Raw genomic sequence first — 21,954 nt, 5'->3', positions numbered from 1 at the left:
AGGGGTCCATGACACCCACGGGGTGGGCCTGAGCGGCATCGACACCAGGTCGACCGCACCGCGCCCACCCCGTCGCTTGACGCGGGAACCCTCAGTGGGTTGCATACGTTCTGTGATCAACCACCGGGCTCGTGCCACACTCCTCTGTGCTGCCCTCATGACCATCCGGCCTTCAGGAGCCGCGCCGTGGATCCGGTGATCATCGTAGGCGCGGGGCCGGTCGGCCTCGCGCTCTCCCTCGCGCTCTCCGCGCAGGGCGTGCCCAGCGTCGTGCTCGACGAGAGCGGCGGAAAAGAGGAGCCCCGACCGGCGCGGAGCGTGGTCCTCCGCGCCGACATGGCCTCGATGGTCGAGCGGCTCGGCTGCACGACCCTCCGTGACGAAGGCGTGCGCTGGGTCGGCTGGCGCGGCATGCGCCGTCGCCAGGTGGTCCGCAGCCTCGCCCTCGACCTGGGGCTCGGCGGGACGGAGGAGTGGTCAGAAGCGCCTGGTGCTCCCGCTCCCCCGGCCGCCCCGCTGCACATTCCCCAACACGCCCTGGCCCGCGGACTGCGCGACGCCATCTCCCGTCAGAAACTGATCCGGCTCGTCACCGAGGCCCGGCTCGACGGCATCGAGCAGGACCGGGACGGGATCATCGCCCACACCAGGGGGCCGGAGGGCACCTGGTGGCGCGGCAGCCACCTGGTCGGCTGCGACGGGGCCCGCTCGACCGTGCGCAAACTGCTCGGCATCCGCTTCCCCGGACGCACCGCCGTGGAACGACATGCCGTCGCCGCGCTGCGCACCGAACTCCCCTGGCCGGGGGAGGCCCTGCTGCACCGTCAGCCCCCGTGGCGCGGTGCCGAAGAGATCACCGCGCGCCCGCTGCCCGACGGGGTGTGGCGCATCGACTGGCTCCTACCGCCCCGCGGCGACCTGGTCACCCCGGACGCGCTGGTCTCCCGGATCCGCGAAACCCTGGCCGGCTGGTGCGAGGGGATGACTCCCCCGTACGAACTGATCGACACCGGCGTCCACACCGTGCACCACCGACTCGCCCGCCGTTGGCGGGTCGACCGGGTCTTCCTCGCCGGGGACGCGGCACACCTGGTCGGCGCGGTCGGCACCCAGGGCCTCGACGAGGGGTTGCGGGACGTGGACAACCTCGCCTGGAAACTCGCACACAGCTGGCACCACGGAGCCTCGGACCGACTGCTCGACAGCTACCAGAGCGAGCGGCGAACCGCCGTCGCCACCCGGCTGCGTGCGGCGGACCAATCACTTCCCGTGCTGCGCGGCGGCGGGGGCCTTCGGACGTACCTCCCCGGAGCCACACGGGGCCATGACGCCCTGCTGACCGACGGCCATCTGGGGCGCGGTCCGCTCGGCGCCCCTCCGGCCTACCCCCATTCCCCCCTCTCTCCCCCGTACACCGAGGGGCAGACGCCCGTGGGCACTCCTCCGGGCGCCCCGGTCGAGGACGTTCGAGTGACCGCCCCCGACGGCACGACCGTGCGGCTCAGGGACCGACTCGGTCAGGGCCGCCTCCTGGTGCTCCTGGTCGCACCGGGCACCGAAGTGTGGGACCGACGGCACTGGCAGAGCGCCGGAGTGATGCCGCGGCTCGAAGAAGCCGTCCAAGCGCTCCCGGCGAAGGCCGAGGTCCTGGTGACGGAGGGCTATCCGGGGGCCCCGGCCCATGCTGTCCTGCTCGTGCGGCCCGACGGACATCTCGTCGCCGCCTTCTCGGGGGTTCGTCCCGAGGAGTTGTACGCGGCAGCAAACGCGGCCCGCGGCGGCCCGATCGACGAACCGCAATCGGCCGAGGAAGCCCCGGAAGTGTCCACGGAGAGTGGGCACACGGCAGAGGTGGGTTGACCTCCGACCCCGTGCGCATGAGCGTCTGGAAGGGAGTCGGGCACTGTCGCCACCCCCGTGTCGGACGAGCCGCTCTCCAAGGCCCCGGAACGCGGGCGCCATCGCGCCCCTGCCCTCCCCGGCTCTCCCCCTGCGCAAGCAGGAGCGATCGGGTGGAGTGCCGTACATGACCGTGCCATCGGGGCACCGTGTGAAGGAGCGAGTCCTTCTGTCCCCCCGCGTCAGAAGGACTCGCTTCAGAAGCTCCGTATGCAGATGCCCATTTCGGGGACACCCTCTTTCAGCCCCGTACGAAAACGGCCGCTCTCCGGACGCCTGCCGCAGAGCGCCCAGCCCATGAGCACTCAGCAGACGACCGCTCCCCCGGGCCGGTCGTCCGAGGCTCTCCGCCCCATGGTGCCCCTTCTCAGATGCCCCCTCCAGAGGTGCCTCCCTTGTCGGAGGCCTCAAAAGGGCTCGTCCAGCCCGTCCACATCCTCGCCCTCGGCCTCCAGTGCTTGGCGGACGACACGGAGTGCCATGCCCTCGGGGTACCCCTTGCGGGCCAGCATCCCTGCGAGCCGGCGCAGTCGCCGGTCGCGCTCGAGACCACGGGTGGCTCGCAACTTGCGGTCCACGAGCTCGCGCGCCGTGGCTTCCTCCCGCTCGGAGTCGAGCTGGCCCACGGCCTCCTGGATGAGGGTCGGTTCGACCCCTTTGGTGCGGAGTTCCCTGGCAAGGGCTCGTCGGGCGAGACCCCGTCCGTGGTGGCGGGACTCCACCCAGGCACCGGCGAAGGCGGCGTCGTCGATGAGACCGACGTCCTCGAAGCGGGAAAGGACCTCTTCGGCCACCTCGTCGGGGATCTCCCGCTTGCGCAGCGCGTCCGCGAGTTGCTTGCGCGTGCGGGGGTTCCCAGTGAGCAGACGCAGACAGATCGCGCGCGCTCGCTCAGCGGGGTCCTGGGGTGACAGCTCCTTCTCGGCCCTCGACGAGTCGGGACTGTCACCCGGCCATTCGGTGCGACCGGTCACCGGTCAGCTCTTGACCGCGGTGGCCTTGGTCGCCTTCGCGGTCTTGCTCGCGGGGGCAGCGGCGCCCTTGGCATCGTCCGCCCCGGCCGCATCGGAAGCACCTGCCGCGTCTGCACCCGGCTCGGCTGACGGAGCATCGGGGCGCACACCGACGCCCAGCTTCTCCTTGATCTTCTTCTCGATCTCGTTGGCGAGGTCGGGGTTGTCCTTCAGGAAGTTGCGGGCGTTTTCCTTGCCCTGGCCGAGCTGATCGCCCTCGTAGGTGTACCAGGCGCCGGCCTTGCGGACGAAGCCGTGCTCCACGCCCATGTCGATCAGGCCGCCCTCACGGCTGATGCCCTGACCGTAGAGGATGTCGAACTCGGCCTGCTTGAAGGGGGGCGCAACCTTGTTCTTGACAACCTTGACGCGGGTGCGGTTACCGACTGCCTCCGTGCCGTCCTTCAAGGTTTCGATGCGACGGATGTCGAGGCGCACCGAAGCGTAGAACTTCAGGGCGCGTCCACCGGTCGTGGTCTCCGGCGAGCCGAACATCACGCCGATCTTCTCGCGGAGCTGGTTGATGAAGATCGCGGTGGTCTTGGACTGGTTGAGCGCGCTGGTGATCTTCCGGAGGGCCTGGCTCATCAAGCGGGCCTGGAGACCGACGTGCGAGTCGCCCATCTCACCCTCGATCTCCGCCCGCGGCACGAGGGCTGCGACGGAGTCGATGATGATCAGGTCGAGCGCACCCGAGCGGACCAGCATGTCAACGATCTCAAGGGCCTGCTCGCCGTTGTCCGGCTGGGACAGGATGAGGTTGTCGATGTCGACGCCGAGCTTCTTCGCGTACTCGGGGTCGAGGGCGTGCTCGGCGTCCACGAAGGCGACCTGTCCGCCGGCCTTCTGGGCGTTCGCAACGGCGTGCAGGGTGAGGGTCGTCTTACCGGACGACTCCGGTCCGTAGATCTCCACGACACGACCGCGCGGCAGACCGCCGACGCCGAGGGCGACGTCGAGGGCGGTCGATCCGGTGGAGATCACCTCGATCGGCTCCTGGGTGCGGTCGCCCATGCGCATCACGGCGCCCTTGCCGAATTGGCGTTCAATCTGTGCGAGCGCGGCGTCGAGCGCCTTCTCGCGGTCGGTTCCTGCCATGGGTTCCACCCGGTTTGCTTGAGTCGATCGCTTCATGTGAAAGACGCTAACCCCTGCCACTGACAATGGGCTCCGACGTCCCTTCCGGCCTGTGGACAACTCGGCATCGAGCCCGCGATTCCAAGGGCCAGACCTTCATGAGAATGGATGTTCGATTTTAGTGTCAAGCAAGCCACGCGGGAGCCGGGCCACCTTCGTGCGCCTTGCGCCGACGAAGGCCGCGCACCATCGAGCACGGACACCATCGGGCACGTCGATGCGGGCTCCCGCCGTGCGGGGGCACCGCGCCCCGCACGGCAGGAGCCCGAGGACGGCGCTACCGCCGCCCCCCGGTCCACGGCGCGCCGTCATGACCCCGAAGACACCAACCACCCGGGACGGAACCGCCGGCCATCGGTCACCGATCACCGATCACCGATCGTCGCCCCCGGGCGGGCCGGCCTACTTCCATTCGTAGATCTTTCCGGTGGACTTGCCGCTCGGGTCGGTCTCGTACTCGAAGACCCCGGTGACACCGTTCAGGCGCTCGAACTGGGGGGACGTGGTGGAGAAGAAGATCGCACCCCGGAAACTGGTGGCGCCGCCCTCTCCGAAATGACCGAGGCCGTGGGCGTGCCAGCTGACGGTCTGCCCGTCGGCACTCATGTCCACGCCCTGCCCTTCACCGTAGAGCGTCCCGTCGGCGCGCAGCTCGGACTCGTAGGTGCCGAAACCCGCGACCGGAACGCCGTAGTAGGAGCCGCTGCCGCGGAAGGACACCTCGACGATCGGGGGTCCCTCGCCAGCGGAGACGACCCGGCGTCCGGTGTCCTCGCCCTGGATCTCGCTGATCAGTTCACCAAGCATGACGCCTCCTCTCGGATCCCTCCCCTCCTTCCGGAGTACGCCCGGCCCCCGTCAGTCGCAACCGCTCCCGGTGGGCGTCGGCCCGCACGGCGCCGACGCCCGCGCGTCCCGGGTGGGGTTCGGGGGCACCCGTCCGCGGTCGACGGCACGAGCGGTCGGCGTCACTCGCGGCCGTCCGCGGGTCGATCACCGTTTGGCGACGGCACGGTCGAGGCCGCGGGGCGCCTTTTAAGATCACTGCCATGGCAATGAGACCGGTCAACGTGAACATCAAGGCCCTTGACCACTCGGCGATCGGCCGGTTCTGGGCGGAGGCACTCGGCTGGGGAACCTCCAGCGAGGCCCCCGGGGTGACCAATGTGGAACCGGTCGGCGGATTCGTCTGGCCGGACCCGGTCGCCGTCTGCGTGGACGTGGTCGCCGTCCCGGAGCCCAAGCCTCCGACGAAGAACCGCGTCCACCTCGATCTCGCCACCACCTCCACGGCCCACCAGGCAGAGTTGATCGAACGCCTCCGGGCCCTCGGCGCGACGCCCGTGGACCTGGGGCAGGGCGACGTCCCATGGACGGTCCTCGCCGATCCCGAGGGCAACGAGTTCTGCGTACTGGAACCCCGGGAGGTCTTCCGGGACACCGGGCCGATCGCCATGGTGGTCGTGGACTGCGCCGATCCACGGGCCATGGCGCGGTTCTGGGGCGAGGCGACGGATTGGACGCTGCACAAGGTGACGGACGATTACGCGCGGCTGCGCTCCTCCCAGGGGGTCGGCCCCTATGTGGAGTTCTTCCGGACGCCCGACGGGAAGACCTCTCCGGACCGCGTCCACCTCGACCTGCTGCCGTACCCCGGTACCGACCAGGCGACAGAGGTCGCCCGGTTGAAGGCCCTCGGTGCGGTCCCTCTCGATCTCGGCCAGGGCGCGGTCCCGTGGATCTGTCTGGTCGATCCCGAGGGTCACGAGTTCTGCGTCCTCGCTCCGCCGCACTGACGGGGCGCTTCGCCTCCCGAAGGGCCCCGGGCGGTCGCGGCCGGAGGTTCCCGCCCCGAGGAGGTGCGGATGCTGCGGTCACCCGCCTCCGGGCGGGACGGGCCCACACCGAGCCGCCGCCACCGGCAGCAGCTCCGGCCGCTTGGGCCGCCGGTCGTCGCCGGACGAGCGACCCCGCAGGCGACGGCCGAGCCAGGGGCCGAGGAAGGACCCGATCCAGCGGAGTTCGACGGTCACTGCTCCGAAGCCCTTGGGGAGGTTCCCCGGGGGCAGGGGCCGGGTCCAGGAGTCGTCGGAACCGGGCAGGGCGAGCGCCTGGGCCACCGCGGCGGCGATGCGCGCATGGCCGAGCGGTCCGGCGTGCAACCGGTCGGGACTCCACAACCGGGGGTCGGTGACGACGGGGTGGTGGGAGGTTTCGACGACGGTGACGCCGTGTCGGCGCGAGGCCGCCCGGATCCGTTCGTTGAGCCCCTCGACCCGGGGGCCGAGCGGTCGGGCGAGTGGGGTGATCCGGCCGACGTCGGGAAAGGTGAGGGTGGCGACACGGGCCCCCACGCCGGTCAGGGCGGCGAACATGGTCTCCAGGTGCCCGGCCGTCGCGTCCGGGTCGAAGCGCGGCCGCAGCAGGTCGTTGACGCCGGCGACCACGGTGGCGAGGTCCGGCCGGAGTGCGAGGGCGGGAGCGAGTTGTTCGGCTCGGACCTGCCCGGCGAGACGGCCCCGTACGGCCAGGTTGGCATAGAGCACGTCGGGGTGCTCTCGGGCGAGCAACTCCGCGAGCCGGTCCGCCCAACCGCGCAGCCCGGTGATGTCGTCGCCGTCACCGAGTCCCTCGGTCTGGCTGTCCCCCAGGGCGACGTACCGCAGGAACGTGCCGTCAGTCATGGCCCCGCCTTTCCTCGACCCTCTGCCACACCCTCACCATATTCAATTATTCCACTAGCAAACTACGCCAGTACTGTGATGCTCCGGCTCAGGGTTCCTTCTTGTGCTGCAGGGCCTTCTGCAGGCGGGCCACGACCGCCTCGCCGTACCGGCGGTGGCCGTGGACGCGCGGGTCGTCGGTCACGTCGTAGCGCTTCACGTACGCGCCGAGGAAGGCCTGCAGGGTGGCGACGGCAGGAATGGCGATCAGTGCGCCGACCGCGCCGAGCAGCGCCGTTCCGGCGATGACCGAGCCGAAGGCCACTGCCGGGTGGATGTCCACGGTCTTGGAGGTGAGCTTCGGCTGCAGCACGTAGTTCTCGAACTGCTGGTAGACCACCACGAAGCCGAGCACCCACAGCGCGTACCAGGGGTTGACGGTGAAGGCGATCAGCATTGGCAGGGCGCCGGCCAGATAGGTGCCGATGGTCGGGATGAACTGCGAGACCAGGCCGACCCACACGGCGAGCGCCGGAGCGTACGGCACTCCCAGGATCTCGAAGACCACGAAGTGCGCGATGCCCGAGATCAGGGCCATCAGACCGCGCGAGTACAGATACCCACCGGTCTTGTCGACCGCGATCTCCCAGGCCCGCAGGACCTCGGCCTGCCGGGCAGGCGGCAGTACGGAACAGAGCGCGCGCCGCAAACGGGGCCCGTCGGCCGCGAAGTAGAACGAGAACAGGAAGATCGTGAGGAGCCGGAAGAGCCCGCCGAGGACGGTGGCGGACACGTCGAGGACACCGGACGCACTGTTCTGCACGTACTTCTGCAGCCACTCGGAGCTCAACACGCTGTCCTGGACCTCGACGCGCGACAGGTCCGTGTGGAAGGTCTGGTTGATCCAGTTGATCAGCGAGTCGAGGTACTTCGGGAAGTTCTCGACCATGTCCACGATCTGGCCGGCGAGCATCGAACCGAGGAGGACGACGAAGCCGATGCTGACGATCATGACGGCGAAGAAGACGAGGAAGGTGGCGAGGCCGCGGCGCATCCCCCGGGCCGCCATGCGCCCGACGGCCGGCTCGATGGCGAGCGCGAGGAAGAAGGCGAGGAGGATGTTGACGAGGAGGCCGACGAGCTGGTGGAAGGCCCAGTTGCCCAACAGGAAACAGGCGTACAGCGCGAAGGCCAGGACGAGTGCGCGGGGCAACCAGCGCGGCATCCTCGCCGCACCGGCCGACGCCCCGATGGCCGGCTCCGACTCGGCGGCGGGCGGAGCGGCGGTCGCCGCGGTCGGCACGGCGCGCCCGGCGCCTCCCGCGGCAAGGACCGGGCCGGGCACCGGGGACTCCGTCGTGGCGGAGTCGGACAGGACGGCGGGAGCAGCGCTCACCGCCGTCGTCTCGGTCGGTTCCATCGTGTCGGTGTCGTCTGCGTCGTCAGTCGGGGCCACCCCGTCAGTCTCGCGCACCGCACGGACATTCCCGCCCGCTGCCCCTCGCGTTCTCGCCGGTCACCCCCGGGGTTCGCCGTCCGGTCACCGCTTGTCGGCCGGTACGTCGACGGCCGCACAGACGGCGCGCCAGATGGCCTTCGCCTCCCAGCCCGCCTCCAGCGCCTCCCGCACCGTCCGGCCCCCGAGCTCCGCCATCACGTGGTCGCGCGCGAAGGACTCGGCGTACGACGGCCCGAAGTGGTCGGCCATCCGTTCCCAGAAAATCGTCAACCGCATGACCCCAGTATCCAGCCCCCAGGAGTGCAGCCCGCTCCGTAGGGCTTGTCACCGCGCTTTTCCGCCCTACGGTCGGAGCATGGCCGAAAATCCCCTCCCTTCCCCATCCCCGACCCCCCTGGCGCGCGCCGAGCGCTTCATCTGGCTGACCGCCCGCGTCCTCGAACAGCGCCGGTTCGCCTTCCACTTCCTGCACGGCGGCGCGGAGCAGGTCGAGACGGCCCTCGCGGCGTACCTCAACGAGGACGGCGGCTACGGCCACGCGCTCGAACCCGATCTGCGCGGGCCGGTGAGCCAACCGCTGCACACCGCACACGGCCTGCGGGTCCTGGACTCCATCGACCGTTGCGGCGGACTGCGCGCCGAACGGATCTGCCGCTACCTCACGGAGGTCTCCACGCAGGACGGCGCCCTCCCCGCGATCCACCCGTCCCAACACGGCTACCCCTCGGCGCCCTTCGTCCCGGTCGTCGACGCTCCGCCGAGCGCGCTGCGCTCGACGGGGCCGGTGGTCGGGGTACTGCACCGCAACCAGGTGTGGCACGCGTGGCTGTTCCGGGCCACCGAGTTCTGCTGGTCGGCCCTGGAGGCACTGGAGAAGCCCCACCCGTACGAGATCCAGGCGGCCGTGGCCTTCCTGGACGGGGTCCCTGACCGTGCACGCGCCGAGGAGGCCGCCGCACGCCTCGGGCGGATCGTCCGCGAACAGCAGCTCGTCGTACTCGCCCCGGAGAGACCCGAGGACTTCCCGGTCGCGGACGGCTACGCCCCCGGCGAGCACCACTTCCCCCATGACTACGCACCCGTGCCGGACTCGCTGGCGGCGCGCTGGTTCACCGCCGGGGAGATGGCCCGCTCGCTGGACCGGCTGGAAGCCGACCAGCAGGAGGACGGCGGCTGGCCGATCCGCTGGCGGGCCTGGGCACCCGGCTCGGCCCTGGAATGGCGTCCGATCGTCACCGTGGAGGCGCTGCGTACCCTGCGCGCGCACGGCCGCAGCATCGGGTGACCCGAGCTCCGGAACCGTCGTTTTCCGTCCCGGTGGACGTTCACGGTCACGCCGCCGGGTTCGAAAGGAAGTGCGGGTCAGCGGCCGACGGCCCGGAGCGCCCGGGAGACGCTCCGGAGCACGGCTTCCCGTTCCTCGTTGAGGAAGAAGTGGCCGCCGGGGAAGACCTCCACCTCGGTCCGGCCGGTGGTCAACTCGGCCCAGCGCTCGAGGTGCTCCTCGGCGACCCTGGGGTCCGCGTCGCCGCCGAAGACAGAGACCGGGCAGGTGAGCGACTCGCCCGGCCGGTAGGCGTAGCGGGCGAAGAGCGAGAGGTCGGCCCGGACGGTCGGCAGGATGAAGGCGGCGAAGTCAGGGTTCTGCAGCAGCTCCTCCGGCGTGCCGTTGAGACGGCGGAGCTCGTTGATCAGCTCCTCGTCGGAGAGGTCGAGTTCACCCGGCTCCCTGGATTCGTGGACCGACGGTGCCCGACAGCCGGACACCATCATCCGAACCGGTTCCACCCCCTGCTCACGCTGGAGCCGGCGGGCGAGCTCCCAGCTGACGATGGCGCCCACGCTGTGCCCGAAGAAGGCGAACGGCCGGTCCAGGTAGGGGAGCAGGGCCGGGAGGAGGGCGTCCAACAACTCGTCCAGGTCCGTGATCGGCCGGTCGGAGAACCGGTCCTCCCGACCCGGCAGCTGCACGGCGAACGCCTGTACGTCCTCTGGAAGTTCGGCACCCCATGCGCGGAAGACCGACGCGCCGGCCCCGGCGTACGGGAAGCAGAAGAGCCGGAGGGCGCCGGGCTCGGTCCGACCGGAAATCGGCCGGACCCAGCTCCGGGCCGTCCGTGGGGCTGTCGAGTGCATGGGGTTCCGCTCCTACTGGTCGAGAGGGGGTGGGAAGCGTTCAGCCTCCGTGCCAGGACTTCCACAGCCTGGCGTATCCGCCTTCGGCGGCCAACAGCTCTTCGTGGCTGCCCAGTTCGATCACCCGCCCGCCGTCCATGACCGCGACGCGGTCCGCGTCGTGGGCGGTGTGCAGGCGGTGGGCGATGGCGATCACGGTGCGTCCCTTGAGTACGGCCGCCAACGAGCGCTCGGTGTGCCGAGCCGTGGCCGGGTCGAGCAGGGAGGTCGCCTCGTCCAGGATCAGCGTGTGCGGATCAGCAAGGATGACGCGGGCCAGGGCGAGTTGCTGTGCCTGCTGGACGTCCAGACGGAGCCCGCCGGAGCCGAGCTCCGTGTCCAGCCCGTCCGGCAGCCCGTCCACCCAGTCGATGTCGACGGCGGCCAGCACCGCGTGCAGGTCGGTGTCGGTCGCGGATGGGTCGGCGATCAGGAGGTTGTCCCGTACGGTGCCGAGGAAGACGTGGTGCTCCTGGGAGACCAGGACGACGTGCCGGCGCAGCCGGGCCGGAGCGATATCGGCGACCGGAACCCGCCCCACCGTCACGCGTCCGGTGCGGGGCCGCTCCACGCCGGCCAGCAGTCGACCCAGGGTGGACTTGCCTGCTCCGGAGGGGCCGACCACCGCCAGCCGCTCGCCCGGCCGGACGGTGAGGTCGACGCCGTGCAGGACGTCCCGCTCGCCCTGGTAGGCGTAGCGGACGTCGACCACGTCGATCCGGTCGCCCTCGGGCTGGCCGCCGCCGGTCACGGCCGGGACGTCCAGCTGCCCGATCCCCTCGACCCGGGCGAAGGACGCATTGCTGCGCTGGATCTGGTCGAGCCAGAGCAGGACCTTGTCCAGCGGCTCGGAAAGCTTCCAGAAGTAGAGGGCGCAGGCGACCACCGCGCCGGTGGTGACCGCGCCGGTGTCACGCAGGGCGGCGCCGAGCAGCAGGATGCCGGCGACCGGGGCGACGTACGAGAACTCGACCACCGGGAAGAGCACGGTACGCAGGTCGAGGGTGCGGGTACGGGTGACCCGGCAGCGCTCGACCGCCTCGGCGGTGGCGGCGATCCGGCTGTCCTGGAGGCCCAGGGCCTCCACGGTGCGGGCCCCTGTCGCGGTCGCGGTGAGGATCTCGATGAGCTCGGAGTTGGCGGCCCCCTCGGCGAGGTAGCCCGAGTGCGCGCGGCGCAGGTACCAGCGGGTGGCGAACCAGATTCCGGAGAGACAGAACAACCCGCAGATGCCGAGGAGCGGGTTGACCGCGAACATGGCGACCAGGATCAGGAGGACCTGGACGAGCGCCACGGAGACCTCCGGCCCGGCGTCGCGCAGGGTGGTGCCGACGGTGGCGACGTCGGCCGTGCCACGCGTCAACAGATCACCGGTGCCGGCACGTTCGACCACCGCAGCGGGCAGGGCGAGGGAACGGTCGACGAACCGCTCGCGGATCCGAGCCAGGGTCCGCTCGCCGAAGCGGTGGGCGGCGTAGCGGGCGAAGCGGCCGAGGAGCAGCTGCGCGAGCGCGAAGCAGAGGATGCCGAGGGCGAGCCGATCGACGTGTGCGACCCCGGCGCCACCCCGGACGTCGTCGACGATCCGGCCGAGCAGCCAGGGGCCGCCCAGGCCGGCGGCTGCGGCCAGTCCGTTGAGGGTCAGCATCACGGCGACCGCACGGCGGTCCTGGCCCATCAGGCCCACGGCGGCCTTGCGGACCTCGGCGGGACCGGCAATCGGGAGCCGCCCGGGGGCGGTCTCGGTCCGAGCGGTCATCGGGCGGCCTCCTCGGCGGACGTGGGCTCGGTGGCGTTTTCACCGCGGGACACCAGCGCGCGGTAACCGGGCTCCGAGGCGAGCAGCTGCCGGTGCGGGCCGGCTGCCGCCAGACGGCCGTCGACGAGGTAGCAGACGGTGTCGGCCTGCTCCAGCAGGACGGGGGAGGTCGAGGTGAGGGCGGTGGTGCGCCCGGCCCGCGACCGGCGCAGCCCGGCGGCCATGGCAGCCTCGGTGTGGGCGTCCACGGCGGAGGTGGGCTCGACCAGCAGGAGCACCTCCGGGTCCGCCAGCAGGGCGCGAACCAGGCGCAGCCGCTGGCGCTGGCCGCCGGAGAGGTTGCTGCCCTGGGCCTGGACCATGGTGTCCAGGCCGTCGGGCATCGCCTGCACGATGTCCTCCGCCGCGGCGTCCCTGACCGCCCGGGCGATGGACCGGCCGGTGTGCTCGGACCGGCCGCCGACCACGCTGCGCAGCGCCCCGGCGAAGAAGTCGGCGTCGTTGTCCGCCACCACGATCCGGCTGCGGACCTCTGCCAGGGCGACCTCGGCGAGCGGCACGTCGCCCCAGGTCGCCGCGGATGCGTCGTACCGGCCGAGCCGGTCGACCACGGCCGTGGAATCGGCCGGGCGGGCGCTCACGATCGCGGTCAGCCGGCCCGGGGCCAGTTCCACACCTGTGTCGGCGTCGCGCAGGACCGACGGTGCGCAGGGAGCCGGTCGAATCGTCGTGGCGTCCTCGACGGCGGGCTTCAGCCCGAGCATCCGGATCACCCGCCGTGCGGCCACCAGGCCCCTGGTGAGGTCGTATCCGCCCTCGATGAAGTTGGAGACCGGTACCACCAGGACGGCGACGTAGCCGTAGACGGCGACCAGCGTGCCGATCGTGATGGTGCCCTCGGCTGCCATCCGGGCGGCCAGCCAGGTCACCAGCGCGAGGAAGAGGGCGGGCAGGCCGACCGAGAGCGCCTGGATCCAGCTGGTCACGGCGCCGACCCGGTAGCCCTCGGCCTGCAGGTCCCGTGAACCGCGCAGGTAACGGCCGGCCAGCATCTCCTTGCCACCGATGCCGTTGAGCACGCGCATGCCGCCGACGATGTCCCCGAGCCGTGCGGTCAGTTCCCCCTGCTGCTCACGGTACTCGGACTCCGCGCCCTGGAGGCGCTCCAGCAGTGGCCCGACCACCACCACGAGCAACGGCACCCCCAGCAGGACCACGAGGGCGAGCGGCACGGAGACCGACAGCAGCAATCCGGCCGCCACCAGGTACGCGACGACCGCACCGACGCCCGGCCCGGTGATCGTCAACGTCTGGCTCATCTGCGCGACGTCGCCCACGCCGATGCTGGCCACCTCGCCGGTCGACACCCTCCGGGGCAGTTCGGCACCCAGTCGGGTGGAGTGCGCGACCACGACCTTGACGGTCCGGAAGGTGGCGTCCATCCGGACCCGCGTCATGATGCGGTGGCGCATGATGCCGAGCCATGCGTTGAGGAGCGCGGCGCCGACCAGTGCGGCCACCCAGCCGACCAGGGCGCCGGTCCTCCCCGTCTGGAGCCCGTCGTCGATCGCACGCTGCATGAGGGACGGCGGCAGCATGAGGCAGACCATCCAGAGGGTGCCGATCACCGCACCGCCCGCCACCCTCCGACGCTGACTCATGGTCAGCCACCACAGGTAACGCGCGGCACTCCGGTGATCTGGGGTTCCCGGGTCGGCATGCGAATCCGTCATGAGCGAAAACCTCACCGTCTTTCCTAGGCCTCATCCAGATTTTCTTTCCACCTCCCGACCGCCCGCCATCACGGTCACCACGAAAAGGAGGCGTCAATCACGAAGAAGTGGCTTCATGGAACCCGTGCGGGCTTCCATGAGCAACCCCGGTCAAGCCACGGGAATCAGGCGCATGAAAGGAGGAGCGCTTTCCCCCCATGCTTTTCAAACCCCGGAAAACATATCGGGACATTCTCCCGAAACGTCAACAAGGGAACTTTCGAGACTCTTGGGGGTACTGATCGGACCGGTTTCGGTCAAGGTCACGAGAACGACTCGGATATCCCCTTCGAGAGGGTCGCGGCGCGCGCGCCCCGTGAGGATTCCCTTGCCCGCGGCCACTGCCCGGCGGAAGTTCGATCCCGACCGCCGGGCGGACGGGTGCCGCTCGTTCCCTGTGCACGGGGTGGAGCGGACGGGTGCCGCTCGTTCCCTGTGCACGGGGTGGATCCGACGGCCGGCTCAACGTTGACCTCGCCGAGGAAGTCGTGGTGTTCAACGAAGACGACGGGGGCCGTCTCCAGCAGGTCTGCTCTCGGGCGGCCTTTCGACCCGCTGGAAAACAGCGCTCGACATCGCTCGCCGACCCCCTCCCGCCCCGGCCCCACACCAGTGAGCGGCGCGAGAAGCCGAAAACTGATTTCTGACACCAGCCCCCCAGAACCACGGCTGCTCGATGAAACATCGAGCAGCCTACCCCAGGGTAGCCTCGACTTGTCGAGGCCCAGTCGGGCGGAACGAAGCGACTTGACAGAGCATCTCGCCCACTGCGACCGCCCCCCACCGAAGCCCGAATTCCGTTCACTTGGCCCGACAGGACGTGAACACCATGCGCCCTTCGCCGAGGGAATCTCCTTGGTGTCGCCTCAGCAGTGCCGCCACACCAATTTCCCAGATTCCCCCCAACAGAAGGCACTCGGGGACGTCGCGCACCGAGCAAGCATTCCGGCATCCCCGCAATCTCCTACGCGTGCCGCCCCTGGGCCGTCGGGCCCGAAGAACCAGTGGCCGCTGTCCGACCGCCGGAAGGGGCACTGGCTCACCCGGCCGCGAAGTACCGCCTGGGAGGGCACCGGCCTCTGCGTGCCCGGCCCGCCGCACGGCGCTCGCGCCGGGGAGTCGCCCGGGTCCGGGTGGCCCGGACGGTCGGCAGGGCGTCGGTCCGTGACGGGCCGCGACCACCGGAGATCGAGTACCGGCGTCGATGTCAGTGGCCGGGTGCACGATGGGGGACATGGTCAGGTCCGCGCTCGATTCGTTCTCCCCCGCGACCCGCGGTTGGTTCGCCGGGGCCTTCACCGCACCCACGGCCGCCCAGGAGGGTGCCTGGCGAGCCATCGGGGCGGGCTCCGACGTGCTCGTCGTCGCTCCGACCGGCTCGGGCAAGACGCTGGCCGCCTTCCTGGCCGCCCTGGACCGCCTCGCGTCCACTCCGCCGCCCGCCGAAGCCAGGAAGCGCTGCCGCGTGCTGTACGTGTCGCCGCTGAAGGCGCTCGCGGTGGACGTCGAACGAAACCTGCGCTCCCCGCTGACCGGCATCCGGCAGGAGTCGGCCCGGCTCGGCCTGCCCGAGCCGGACGTCCGGGTCGGGATCCGGTCCGGCGACACCCCGGCCGCCGAGCGCCGGGCACTGGCGAACCGGCCGCCGGACATCCTGATCACCACCCCCGAGTCCCTGTTCCTGATGCTGACCTCCGCCGCGCGCGAGGCATTGTCGGGCGTGGAGACGGTCATCCTGGACGAGGTGCACGCGGTCGCGGGCACCAAGCGGGGCGCACACCTGGCCCTCTCCCTGGAGCGACTCGACGAGTTGCTGCCGCGCCCCGCGCGCCGGATCGGGCTGTCGGCCACGGTCCGTCCGGTCGACGAGGTGGCCCGCTACCTCTCCCCGGGGCGCGCCGTGGAGGTCGTGCAGCCGCCCTCGGGCAAGGAGTTCGACCTCTCCGTCGTCGTCCCCGTCGAGGACATGGGCGAGCTCGTGGGGGTCCCCCCGGGGAAGTCGGGGGAAGACTCACCGTCCTCCCCGGGCGGCGACAAGCCGTCGATCTGGCCGCACGTCGAAGAGCGGATCACCGACCTCGTCCAGTCCCACCGCTCCACGATCGTCTTCGCGAACTCGCGCCGGCTCGCCGAACGCCTGTGCAACAGGCTCAACGAGATCGCATACGAGCGGGCGACCGGCGAACCCCTCCCCGAGGGGGCTCCGCCGGCCCAGGTCATGGCCCAGTCGGGAGCGGCTCAGGGCGCCCCGCCGCTCCTCGCCCGGGCCCACCACGGCTCGGTGTCGAAGGAGCAGCGCGCCCAGGTCGAGGAGGAGCTCAAAGCGGGCCGGCTGCCCGCCGTGGTCGCCACGTCCAGTCTGGAGCTGGGCATCGACATGGGTGCGGTCGACCTGGTGGTGCAGGTCGAGTCGCCCCCCTCGGTCGCTTCCGGGCTCCAGCGGGTGGGCCGGGCCGGGCACCAGGTCGGCGCCGTGTCGACGGGTGTGGTCTTCCCCAAGTACCGGGGGGATCTGGTGCAGGCGGCGGTGGTCACCGAGCGGATGCGCACCGGCGCCATCGAGTCGATGCGGATCCCCGCCAACCCGCTGGACGTCCTCGCACAACAGCTGGTGGCGATGGTCGCGCTCGACACCTGGCAGGTGGACGAGTTGCTCGCGGTGGTACGCAGGGCGGCGCCGTTCTCCTCGCTGCCCGAGTCGGCGTTCACCGGGGTCCTCGACATGTTGGCGGGCCGCTATCCCTCGGACGCCTTCGCGGAGCTGCGCCCGCGCGTGGTCTGGGACCGGGTCGCCGGGACGGTCACGGGGCGGCCCGGGGCGCAGCGGCTCGCGGTCACCTCGGGCGGAACGATCCCGGACCGCGGCCTCTTCGGCGTGTTCCTCGCGGGGGCGGACCCCAAGAAGGGAGGCGGTCGGGTCGGGGAGCTCGACGAGGAGATGGTGTACGAGTCGCGCGTCGGCGACGTCTTCACGCTCGGCACGACCTCGTGGCGGATCGAGGACATCACCCGGGACCGGGTACTGGTCTCCCCCGCGCCTGGCGTGCCGGGCCGGTTGCCGTTCTGGAAGGGCGACCAGCTGGGCCGGCCACTGGAGCTGGGGCGGGCGGTGGGCGCGTTCCTCCGCGAGGTCGGCGCCCTCGCGGAGGAGGACGCACGGCTGCGGTTGCTCGCCGCGGGCCTGGACTCCTGGGCCGCGGACAACGTGCTCGCCTACCTCAAGGAGCAGCGCGATGCCTGTGGCCACGTGCCGGACGACCGGACGATCCTCGTCGAGCGCTTCCGAGACGAGCTCGGGGACTGGCGAGTCGTCATCCACTCGCCGTTCGGGGCGCAGGTGCACGCCCCGTGGGCGCTGGCGATCGGGGCGCGGCTCACCGAGCGGTACGGGATGGACGCGCAGGTCATGCACGCGGACGACGGCATCGTGCTGCGGTTGCCGGACGCCGACCTGATGGGCCTGGACATGGGCCTGGACCTCCTCGATCACGAGCCGGCCGCGGCGGAGCGGCACCCGGACGCGACGTACGACGCGGACAAGCCGCCCGTCGATGCGGCGGACGCCCTCTTCGACAAGGACGAGATCGGCCAGCTCGTCACCGATCAGGTGGGCGGTTCCGCACTGTTCGCCTCCCGTTTCCGCGAGTGCGCCGCCCGCGCCCTGCTGCTGCCCAAGCGCAATCCCGGCAAGCGCACCCCGCTCTGGCAGCAGCGGCAGCGGGCGGCGCAGCTCCTCCAGGTGACGAGTGAGTTCGGCTCGTTCCCGATCGTCCTCGAAGCCGTCCGCGAGTGCCTCCAGGACGTCTTCGACCTCCCCGGCCTCGAAGAACTGATGGGGGACATCGAGGCCCGTAGGGTCCGGCTCGTCGAGGTCACCACTCCCGAGCCGTCCCCCTTCGCCCGGTCGCTGCTCTTCGGTTACGTGGCGCAGTTCCTGTACGAGGGGGACTCTCCGCTCGCCGAGCGGAGGGCTGCCGCCCTCTCCCTGGACTCACGACTGCTGGCCGAGCTCCTGGGCCGGGCCGAACTGCGCGAACTGCTCGACCCCGAGGTCCTGAAGGAGCTGGAGCGGGAGCTCCAGTGGCTGACCGAGGACCGACGGGTCAAGGACCTGGAGGGCGTCGCCGACCTGCTGAGGGTCCTGGGGCCGTTGACCGACGCCGAACTCGTCGAGCGCGGCGCCGAGCCGGATGGGGCCGAGGAGCTGTGCCGGGCCCGCCGGGCGATCCGGGTGCGGATCGCAGGCGCGGAGCATTGGGCTGCGATCGAAGACGCCGGTCGTCTCAGGGACGCGCTGGGCACGGCCCTGCCGGTGGGCGTGCCCGAGGCCTTCACCGAACCGGTCAAGGATCCGCTGGGCGACCTGCTCGCACGATACGCGCGCACGCACGGTCCGTTCACCTCGTCCGACGCGGCGGACCGCTTCGGCCTGGGTGCTGCGGTCACGGACGGCGGGCTCCAGCGCCTGGCAGCCTCCGGGCGGGTCGTCCAGGGTGAGTTCCATCCCGCGGGCATCGGCCAGGAATGGTGCGATGCGAGCGTCCTGCGCCGGCTCCGCCGTCGCTCCCTCGCGGCCCTGCGGCACGAGCTGGAGCCGGTTCCCCCGGCCGCCCTCGCCACCTTCCTGCCGCAGTGGCAGCACCTGGGCGGCGGTGGCCTGCGCGGCATCGACGGTCTGGTCCGCACGATCGAGCAGCTCCAGGGCGCACCGGTCCCGGCCTCGGCCCTGGAGAAGCTGATCCTGCCGTCCCGGGTGCGCGACTACTCTCCCGCGCTGCTCGACGAGCTGACGACCACCGGGGAGGTGGTGTGGGCGGGGGCCGGAGGGCTGCCCGGCAAGGACGGCTGGGTCTCCCTGTACCTGGCGGACGCCGCCCCCCTGCTCCTGCCGTCGCCACACCCGCTGGATCAGTCCGCCCTGCACCAGTCGGTGCTCACCGCGCTCTCCGGCGGATACGGCTTGTTCTTCCGGCAGATCGCCGACCAGGTCCGGGCCACCACCCACCCGGACGCCACCGACCCGCAGCTCGCCGACGCCCTCTGGGACCTGGCCTGGTCGGGTCGGCTCACCAACGACACCCTGGCCCCCTTGCGGGCTCTGCTCGGTTCGGGCCGCACGGCCGGCTCCACCGCCCACCGCGCACGCCGCTCCGTCCCCCGCGGGCGGTACGGCGCCCTGACGGCCTCCACGCGGCCGGTCTCCCGCACCGGCCCGCCCACGGTCTCGGGGCGCTGGTCGTTGTTGCCGTCCGTGGAGCCCGACCCGACGCACCGCGCACACGCACTCGCCCGCACCCTCCTCGACCGGCACGGTGTGGTCACCCGGGGCGCGGTGGTCGCCGAGGGGGTCGCGGGCGGCTTCTCCGCCACCTACCGGATCCTGGCCGCCTTCGAGGACAACGGGCAGGCCCGTCGCGGTTACGTGGTGGAGGGACTCGGCGCGGCCCAGTTCGCGATGGACGGGGCGGTGGACCGGCTGCGGGCCGCGGCGACCGCCCGTGAGCGGGGCACCGGGACGGCCGGGCACCAGGCCCTGGTCCTCGCGGCGGCTGACCCGGCGAATGCTTACGGGGCGGCATTGAACTGGCCCGAGCCCCCGACGGACGCCGGGCACAAGCCGGGGCGCAAGGCGGGTGCCATGGTCGTCCTGGTCGACGGCGAGCTCACGCTCTACGTGGAGCGCGGCGGGAAGACCCTGTTGTCCTGGCCGACCCGTCCGGACGATCCGGCGCTGGTGGCGGCGGCGGAGGCGCTGGCCGCGTCGGCCAGGGCGGGCATGCTCGGCACGCTCACCGTGGAGCGCGTCAACGGCGCTCCCGCACTGACCTCGCCCCTGGCCCGCTGCCTGGAAGCTGCCGGGTTCCTCGCCACCCCCAGAGGCCTCCGTCTCCGTCCTTGAGCCCCGTGCCGGCCGTAGGCCCCGCCGTCCCGCGCCGGTCACGCGGCCGGTCCGCCTCCTCGACGGGCGGTGGGGCGGTCTGCGGGAGGGGGAGGGGCCGAATCGCCGTGCCCCTCAAAGGTGCGGCGGAGGGCCGTCCCCGCACAATGGATCCGTGCCCGAAGGAGACACCGTCTGGCAGACCGCGCACCGTCTGCACACCGCGCTGGCCGGTCGGCCCCTGACCCGGGCGGACCTCCGGGTGCCGCGGTTCGCGACCATCGATCTCACCGGTCGCGTCCTCCTCGACGTCACTCCTCGCGGCAAGCACCTGCTCGCCCGGATCGAGGGCGGCCTCACGCTCCATTCACACCTGCGGATGGACGGGGCCTGGCGTGTCTACGCCACCGGGCAGCGCCCGCGCGGCGGCCCCGACCACCAGATCAGGGCGGTCCTGGGAAACGCCGAGCACACCGCGTACGGCTACCGCCTCCCCGTCCTGGAGCTCCTCCGCAGCGTCGAGGAGTCCCGGGTCGTCGGCCACCTCGGCCCGGACCTGCTCGGCCCCGACTGGGATCCCGGGGAAGCCGTCCGGAGGCTCGGCACCGATCCGGCGAGGCCGCTGGGCGAGGCCCTGCTCGACCAGCGGAACCTGGCTGGCATCGGCAACGTGTACAAGTCCGAGCTGGCCTTCCTCGCGTCGGTCACCCCCTGGCTTCCGGTCGGCGAGCTGGCACCCGGGGTTCCGGCCCGCCTGGTCGCCACCGCCCACCGCCTCTTGGAGGCGAACAAGGACCGGCCGGACCGGCGCACCACGACGACCCGTCGCCCCGGTGTTCCCCTCCACGTCTACGGTCGGGAGGGCAAGCCCTGCCTCCGCTGTGGAGCCGCGATCCGCAGGGCGGAGCTCGGCGACCGGATCACCTATTGGTGCCCCGGCTGCCAGCGGGGCCCCCGGGGGAACTCACCCGACAATTGACGATCCATCAGATTCAGTCGTACGGTCCGGACATGACGACTCTTCCGGCGTACGACCTGAGCGGTCGCACCGCGTTCGTCACCGGCGCCGCGAGCGGCATCGGGCGCGCTAGTGCAGAACTCCTCGCCCGGGCGGGCGCCACCGTCCACTGCGCGGACCGCGACGCGGACGGCCTCGGGGAAACAGCAGATCTGATCGCCCGGCAGGACGGTACCGCACGCACACACCACCTGGACGTCACCGATCGCGCCGCCCTCTCCGCCGCCGTCCGCTCGGCGGGACCCCTCCACGTCATGGCCGCCATCGCCGGAACCATGCACACGAGCACGGTCCTGGACACCCGGGACGAAGACCTCGACCGCCTCCTCGCCGTCAATTTCAAAGGGGTGCTCTACTCCTGCCAAGAGGCGGCCCGTTCGATGCTCTCGGCCGCGGTGTCCGGTTCGATCGTGACGATGGCCTCGGGCGCAGTGGACACCGCGAGCCCCGGCCTCCTCTGCTACAGCGCCACCAAGGCGGCCGTCGTCCAACTGACGAAGACACTGGCGACGGAGGCGGGGCCGCACGGCATCCGGGTGAACGCGGTCGCCCCGGGCTGGGTCCGCACCCCCATGACGGACCGTCGCGAGCCGGCGGCCCAGCAGCAGGCCGAGGTCGCGATGGTCCGCCGCTCTCCGCTGGGTCGGGTCGGCGAGGCCGAGGACATCGCCCACGCGGTCCTGTACCTCGCTTCCGACGCCTCCGCCTTCATGACCGGCCAGATCCTGCGCCCCAACGGCGGCGTCGCCATGCCCTGGTGACACCACCGGACACCGTGCCGCGGCGCCCCGATGCCGCAGCCACGTGGACCGGCAGCAGACTGAGCCCCCAGCCGCCCGCAGCCACTGCTCCCTCGACCGGCCCGGCCCCGTCCGGTACGAGCAGCAGGCGCAGTACCGCCCACCACCAGAGTCCGCCGGCCGCCACCCCGCACGCGAGCAGCGCAAGCGTCACCAGCGGAACCCGTCGCCGTACCATGGCCGCCTCCCGCGGTCGACGCTAGACCGGCAGGATCACCCTGCGGGAGGGCGCACCGGAGGCAGAACCGGCGCACACGGCCCGGCCGCGCCTCCCCTCCACCATGGCACGACGGACCCGGACCCGGCATCTCAGGCGAGCGGGCCCCGGGTGCCGGAGAAGGGCGAAGCCCCGGTCCGTACCCCGTGAGACGGGGTACGGAC

The 21,954-nt window shown here is 71.6% G+C and carries 16 protein-coding genes; 6 read left to right on the top strand and 10 right to left on the bottom strand.

The features are described from left to right. The first annotated feature begins 186 nt into the window (after nucleotides 1-186). Nucleotides 187-1,860: an FAD-dependent monooxygenase gene (locus ACFW2Y_RS19260; protein WP_384880362.1), complete on the top strand. Its 1,674-nt coding sequence runs from the start codon at nucleotides 187-189 to the stop codon at nucleotides 1,858-1,860. 446 nt (nucleotides 1,861-2,306) lie between these two features. Here the strand turns inward: ACFW2Y_RS19260 and recX are convergent, their stop codons facing one another. The 3 genes from recX to ACFW2Y_RS19245 form a co-directional block, all read right to left on the bottom strand. After that, nucleotides 2,307-2,873, bottom strand: coding sequence for a recombination regulator RecX (recX, locus tag ACFW2Y_RS19255; protein WP_384880359.1), 567 nt, complete (start codon nucleotides 2,871-2,873; stop codon nucleotides 2,307-2,309). 3 nt (nucleotides 2,874-2,876) lie between these two features. Further along, the gene (recA, locus tag ACFW2Y_RS19250) at nucleotides 2,877-4,010 is read right to left on the bottom strand and encodes a recombinase RecA (protein WP_384880356.1); all 1,134 of its coding nucleotides are present in this window, start codon (nucleotides 4,008-4,010) and stop codon (nucleotides 2,877-2,879) included. A gap of 441 nt (nucleotides 4,011-4,451) precedes the next feature. Continuing rightward, complete coding sequence (locus ACFW2Y_RS19245) at nucleotides 4,452-4,856, bottom strand: hypothetical protein (RefSeq protein ID WP_384880353.1); 405 nt, start codon at nucleotides 4,854-4,856, stop codon at nucleotides 4,452-4,454. Nucleotides 4,857-5,098: 242 nt separating this feature from the next. On the opposite strand from ACFW2Y_RS19245, the gene ACFW2Y_RS19240 reads away from it, so the two are divergent. After that, nucleotides 5,099-5,845 carry a VOC family protein gene (locus ACFW2Y_RS19240; RefSeq protein ID WP_384880350.1) on the top strand — a complete coding sequence of 249 codons (747 nt, stop codon included), beginning with the start codon at nucleotides 5,099-5,101 and terminating at the stop codon, nucleotides 5,843-5,845. A 78-nt stretch (nucleotides 5,846-5,923) separates the two neighbouring features. On the opposite strand, the gene ACFW2Y_RS19235 is transcribed toward ACFW2Y_RS19240, so the two are convergent. The 3 genes from ACFW2Y_RS19235 to ACFW2Y_RS19225 form a co-directional block, all read right to left on the bottom strand. Next, the gene (locus tag ACFW2Y_RS19235) at nucleotides 5,924-6,733 is read right to left on the bottom strand and encodes an SGNH/GDSL hydrolase family protein (protein WP_384880347.1); all 810 of its coding nucleotides are present in this window, start codon (nucleotides 6,731-6,733) and stop codon (nucleotides 5,924-5,926) included. Between the two features lie 88 nt (nucleotides 6,734-6,821). Continuing rightward, complete coding sequence (locus ACFW2Y_RS19230) at nucleotides 6,822-7,937, bottom strand: AI-2E family transporter (protein WP_384880385.1); 1,116 nt, start codon at nucleotides 7,935-7,937, stop codon at nucleotides 6,822-6,824. A gap of 315 nt (nucleotides 7,938-8,252) precedes the next feature. After that, complete coding sequence (locus ACFW2Y_RS19225) at nucleotides 8,253-8,447, bottom strand: DUF3046 domain-containing protein (RefSeq protein ID WP_384880344.1); 195 nt, start codon at nucleotides 8,445-8,447, stop codon at nucleotides 8,253-8,255. Nucleotides 8,448-8,526: 79 nt separating this feature from the next. Between ACFW2Y_RS19225 and ACFW2Y_RS19220 the strand changes: the two genes are divergently transcribed. Next, nucleotides 8,527-9,456, top strand: a complete 930-nt coding sequence (locus tag ACFW2Y_RS19220) for a hypothetical protein (protein ID WP_384880342.1) — start codon at nucleotides 8,527-8,529, stop codon at nucleotides 9,454-9,456. 77 nt (nucleotides 9,457-9,533) lie between these two features. Here ACFW2Y_RS19220 and ACFW2Y_RS19215 read toward each other — a convergent pair whose 3' ends face one another. The 3 genes from ACFW2Y_RS19215 to ACFW2Y_RS19205 are packed head-to-tail and all read right to left on the bottom strand — an operon-like array spanning nucleotide 9,534 to nucleotide 13,838. Further along, entirely contained in the window at nucleotides 9,534-10,307 is a 774-nt protein-coding gene (locus tag ACFW2Y_RS19215; RefSeq protein WP_384880339.1) for a thioesterase II family protein, read from the bottom strand. A gap of 40 nt (nucleotides 10,308-10,347) precedes the next feature. Next, nucleotides 10,348-12,105 (bottom strand): ABC transporter ATP-binding protein, encoded by a 1,758-nt coding sequence (locus tag ACFW2Y_RS19210; protein WP_384880337.1) that lies wholly within the window; start codon nucleotides 12,103-12,105, stop codon nucleotides 10,348-10,350. After that, the gene (locus ACFW2Y_RS19205; protein ID WP_384880334.1) at nucleotides 12,102-13,838 is read right to left on the bottom strand and encodes an ABC transporter transmembrane domain-containing protein; all 1,737 of its coding nucleotides are present in this window, start codon (nucleotides 13,836-13,838) and stop codon (nucleotides 12,102-12,104) included. Before ACFW2Y_RS19205 ends, ACFW2Y_RS19210 begins: the two co-directional genes overlap by 4 nt. 1,273 nt (nucleotides 13,839-15,111) lie before the next feature. Here ACFW2Y_RS19205 and ACFW2Y_RS19200 point away from each other — a divergent pair. The 3 genes from ACFW2Y_RS19200 (at nucleotide 15,112) to ACFW2Y_RS19190 (ending at nucleotide 21,534) form a co-directional block, all read left to right on the top strand. Continuing rightward, complete coding sequence (locus ACFW2Y_RS19200) at nucleotides 15,112-19,776, top strand: DEAD/DEAH box helicase (protein WP_384880331.1); 4,665 nt, start codon at nucleotides 15,112-15,114, stop codon at nucleotides 19,774-19,776. 154 nt (nucleotides 19,777-19,930) lie between these two features. Beyond that, the gene (locus ACFW2Y_RS19195; protein WP_384880328.1) at nucleotides 19,931-20,734 is read left to right on the top strand and encodes a DNA-formamidopyrimidine glycosylase family protein; all 804 of its coding nucleotides are present in this window, start codon (nucleotides 19,931-19,933) and stop codon (nucleotides 20,732-20,734) included. Nucleotides 20,735-20,766: 32 nt separating this feature from the next. After that, on the top strand, nucleotides 20,767-21,534 hold the full coding sequence (locus ACFW2Y_RS19190) for an SDR family NAD(P)-dependent oxidoreductase (RefSeq protein WP_384880326.1): 768 nt from the start codon (nucleotides 20,767-20,769) through the stop codon (nucleotides 21,532-21,534). Here the strand turns inward: ACFW2Y_RS19190 and ACFW2Y_RS19185 are convergent. Then, nucleotides 21,482-21,751, bottom strand: coding sequence for a hypothetical protein (locus ACFW2Y_RS19185; protein WP_384880324.1), 270 nt, complete (start codon nucleotides 21,749-21,751; stop codon nucleotides 21,482-21,484). The genes ACFW2Y_RS19190 and ACFW2Y_RS19185 overlap by 53 nt on opposite strands. Nucleotides 21,752-21,954 lie beyond the last annotated feature (203 nt).

Origin of the sequence: Streptomyces sp. NPDC058877 (genome assembly GCF_042742855.1) — a bacterium.
In the GTDB taxonomy this organism is placed as follows: Bacteria; Actinomycetota; Actinomycetes; order Streptomycetales; family Streptomycetaceae; genus Streptomyces.
Note: the sequence above shows the minus strand (reverse complement) of the source record. Positions and strands in the feature narration are given on the sequence as shown.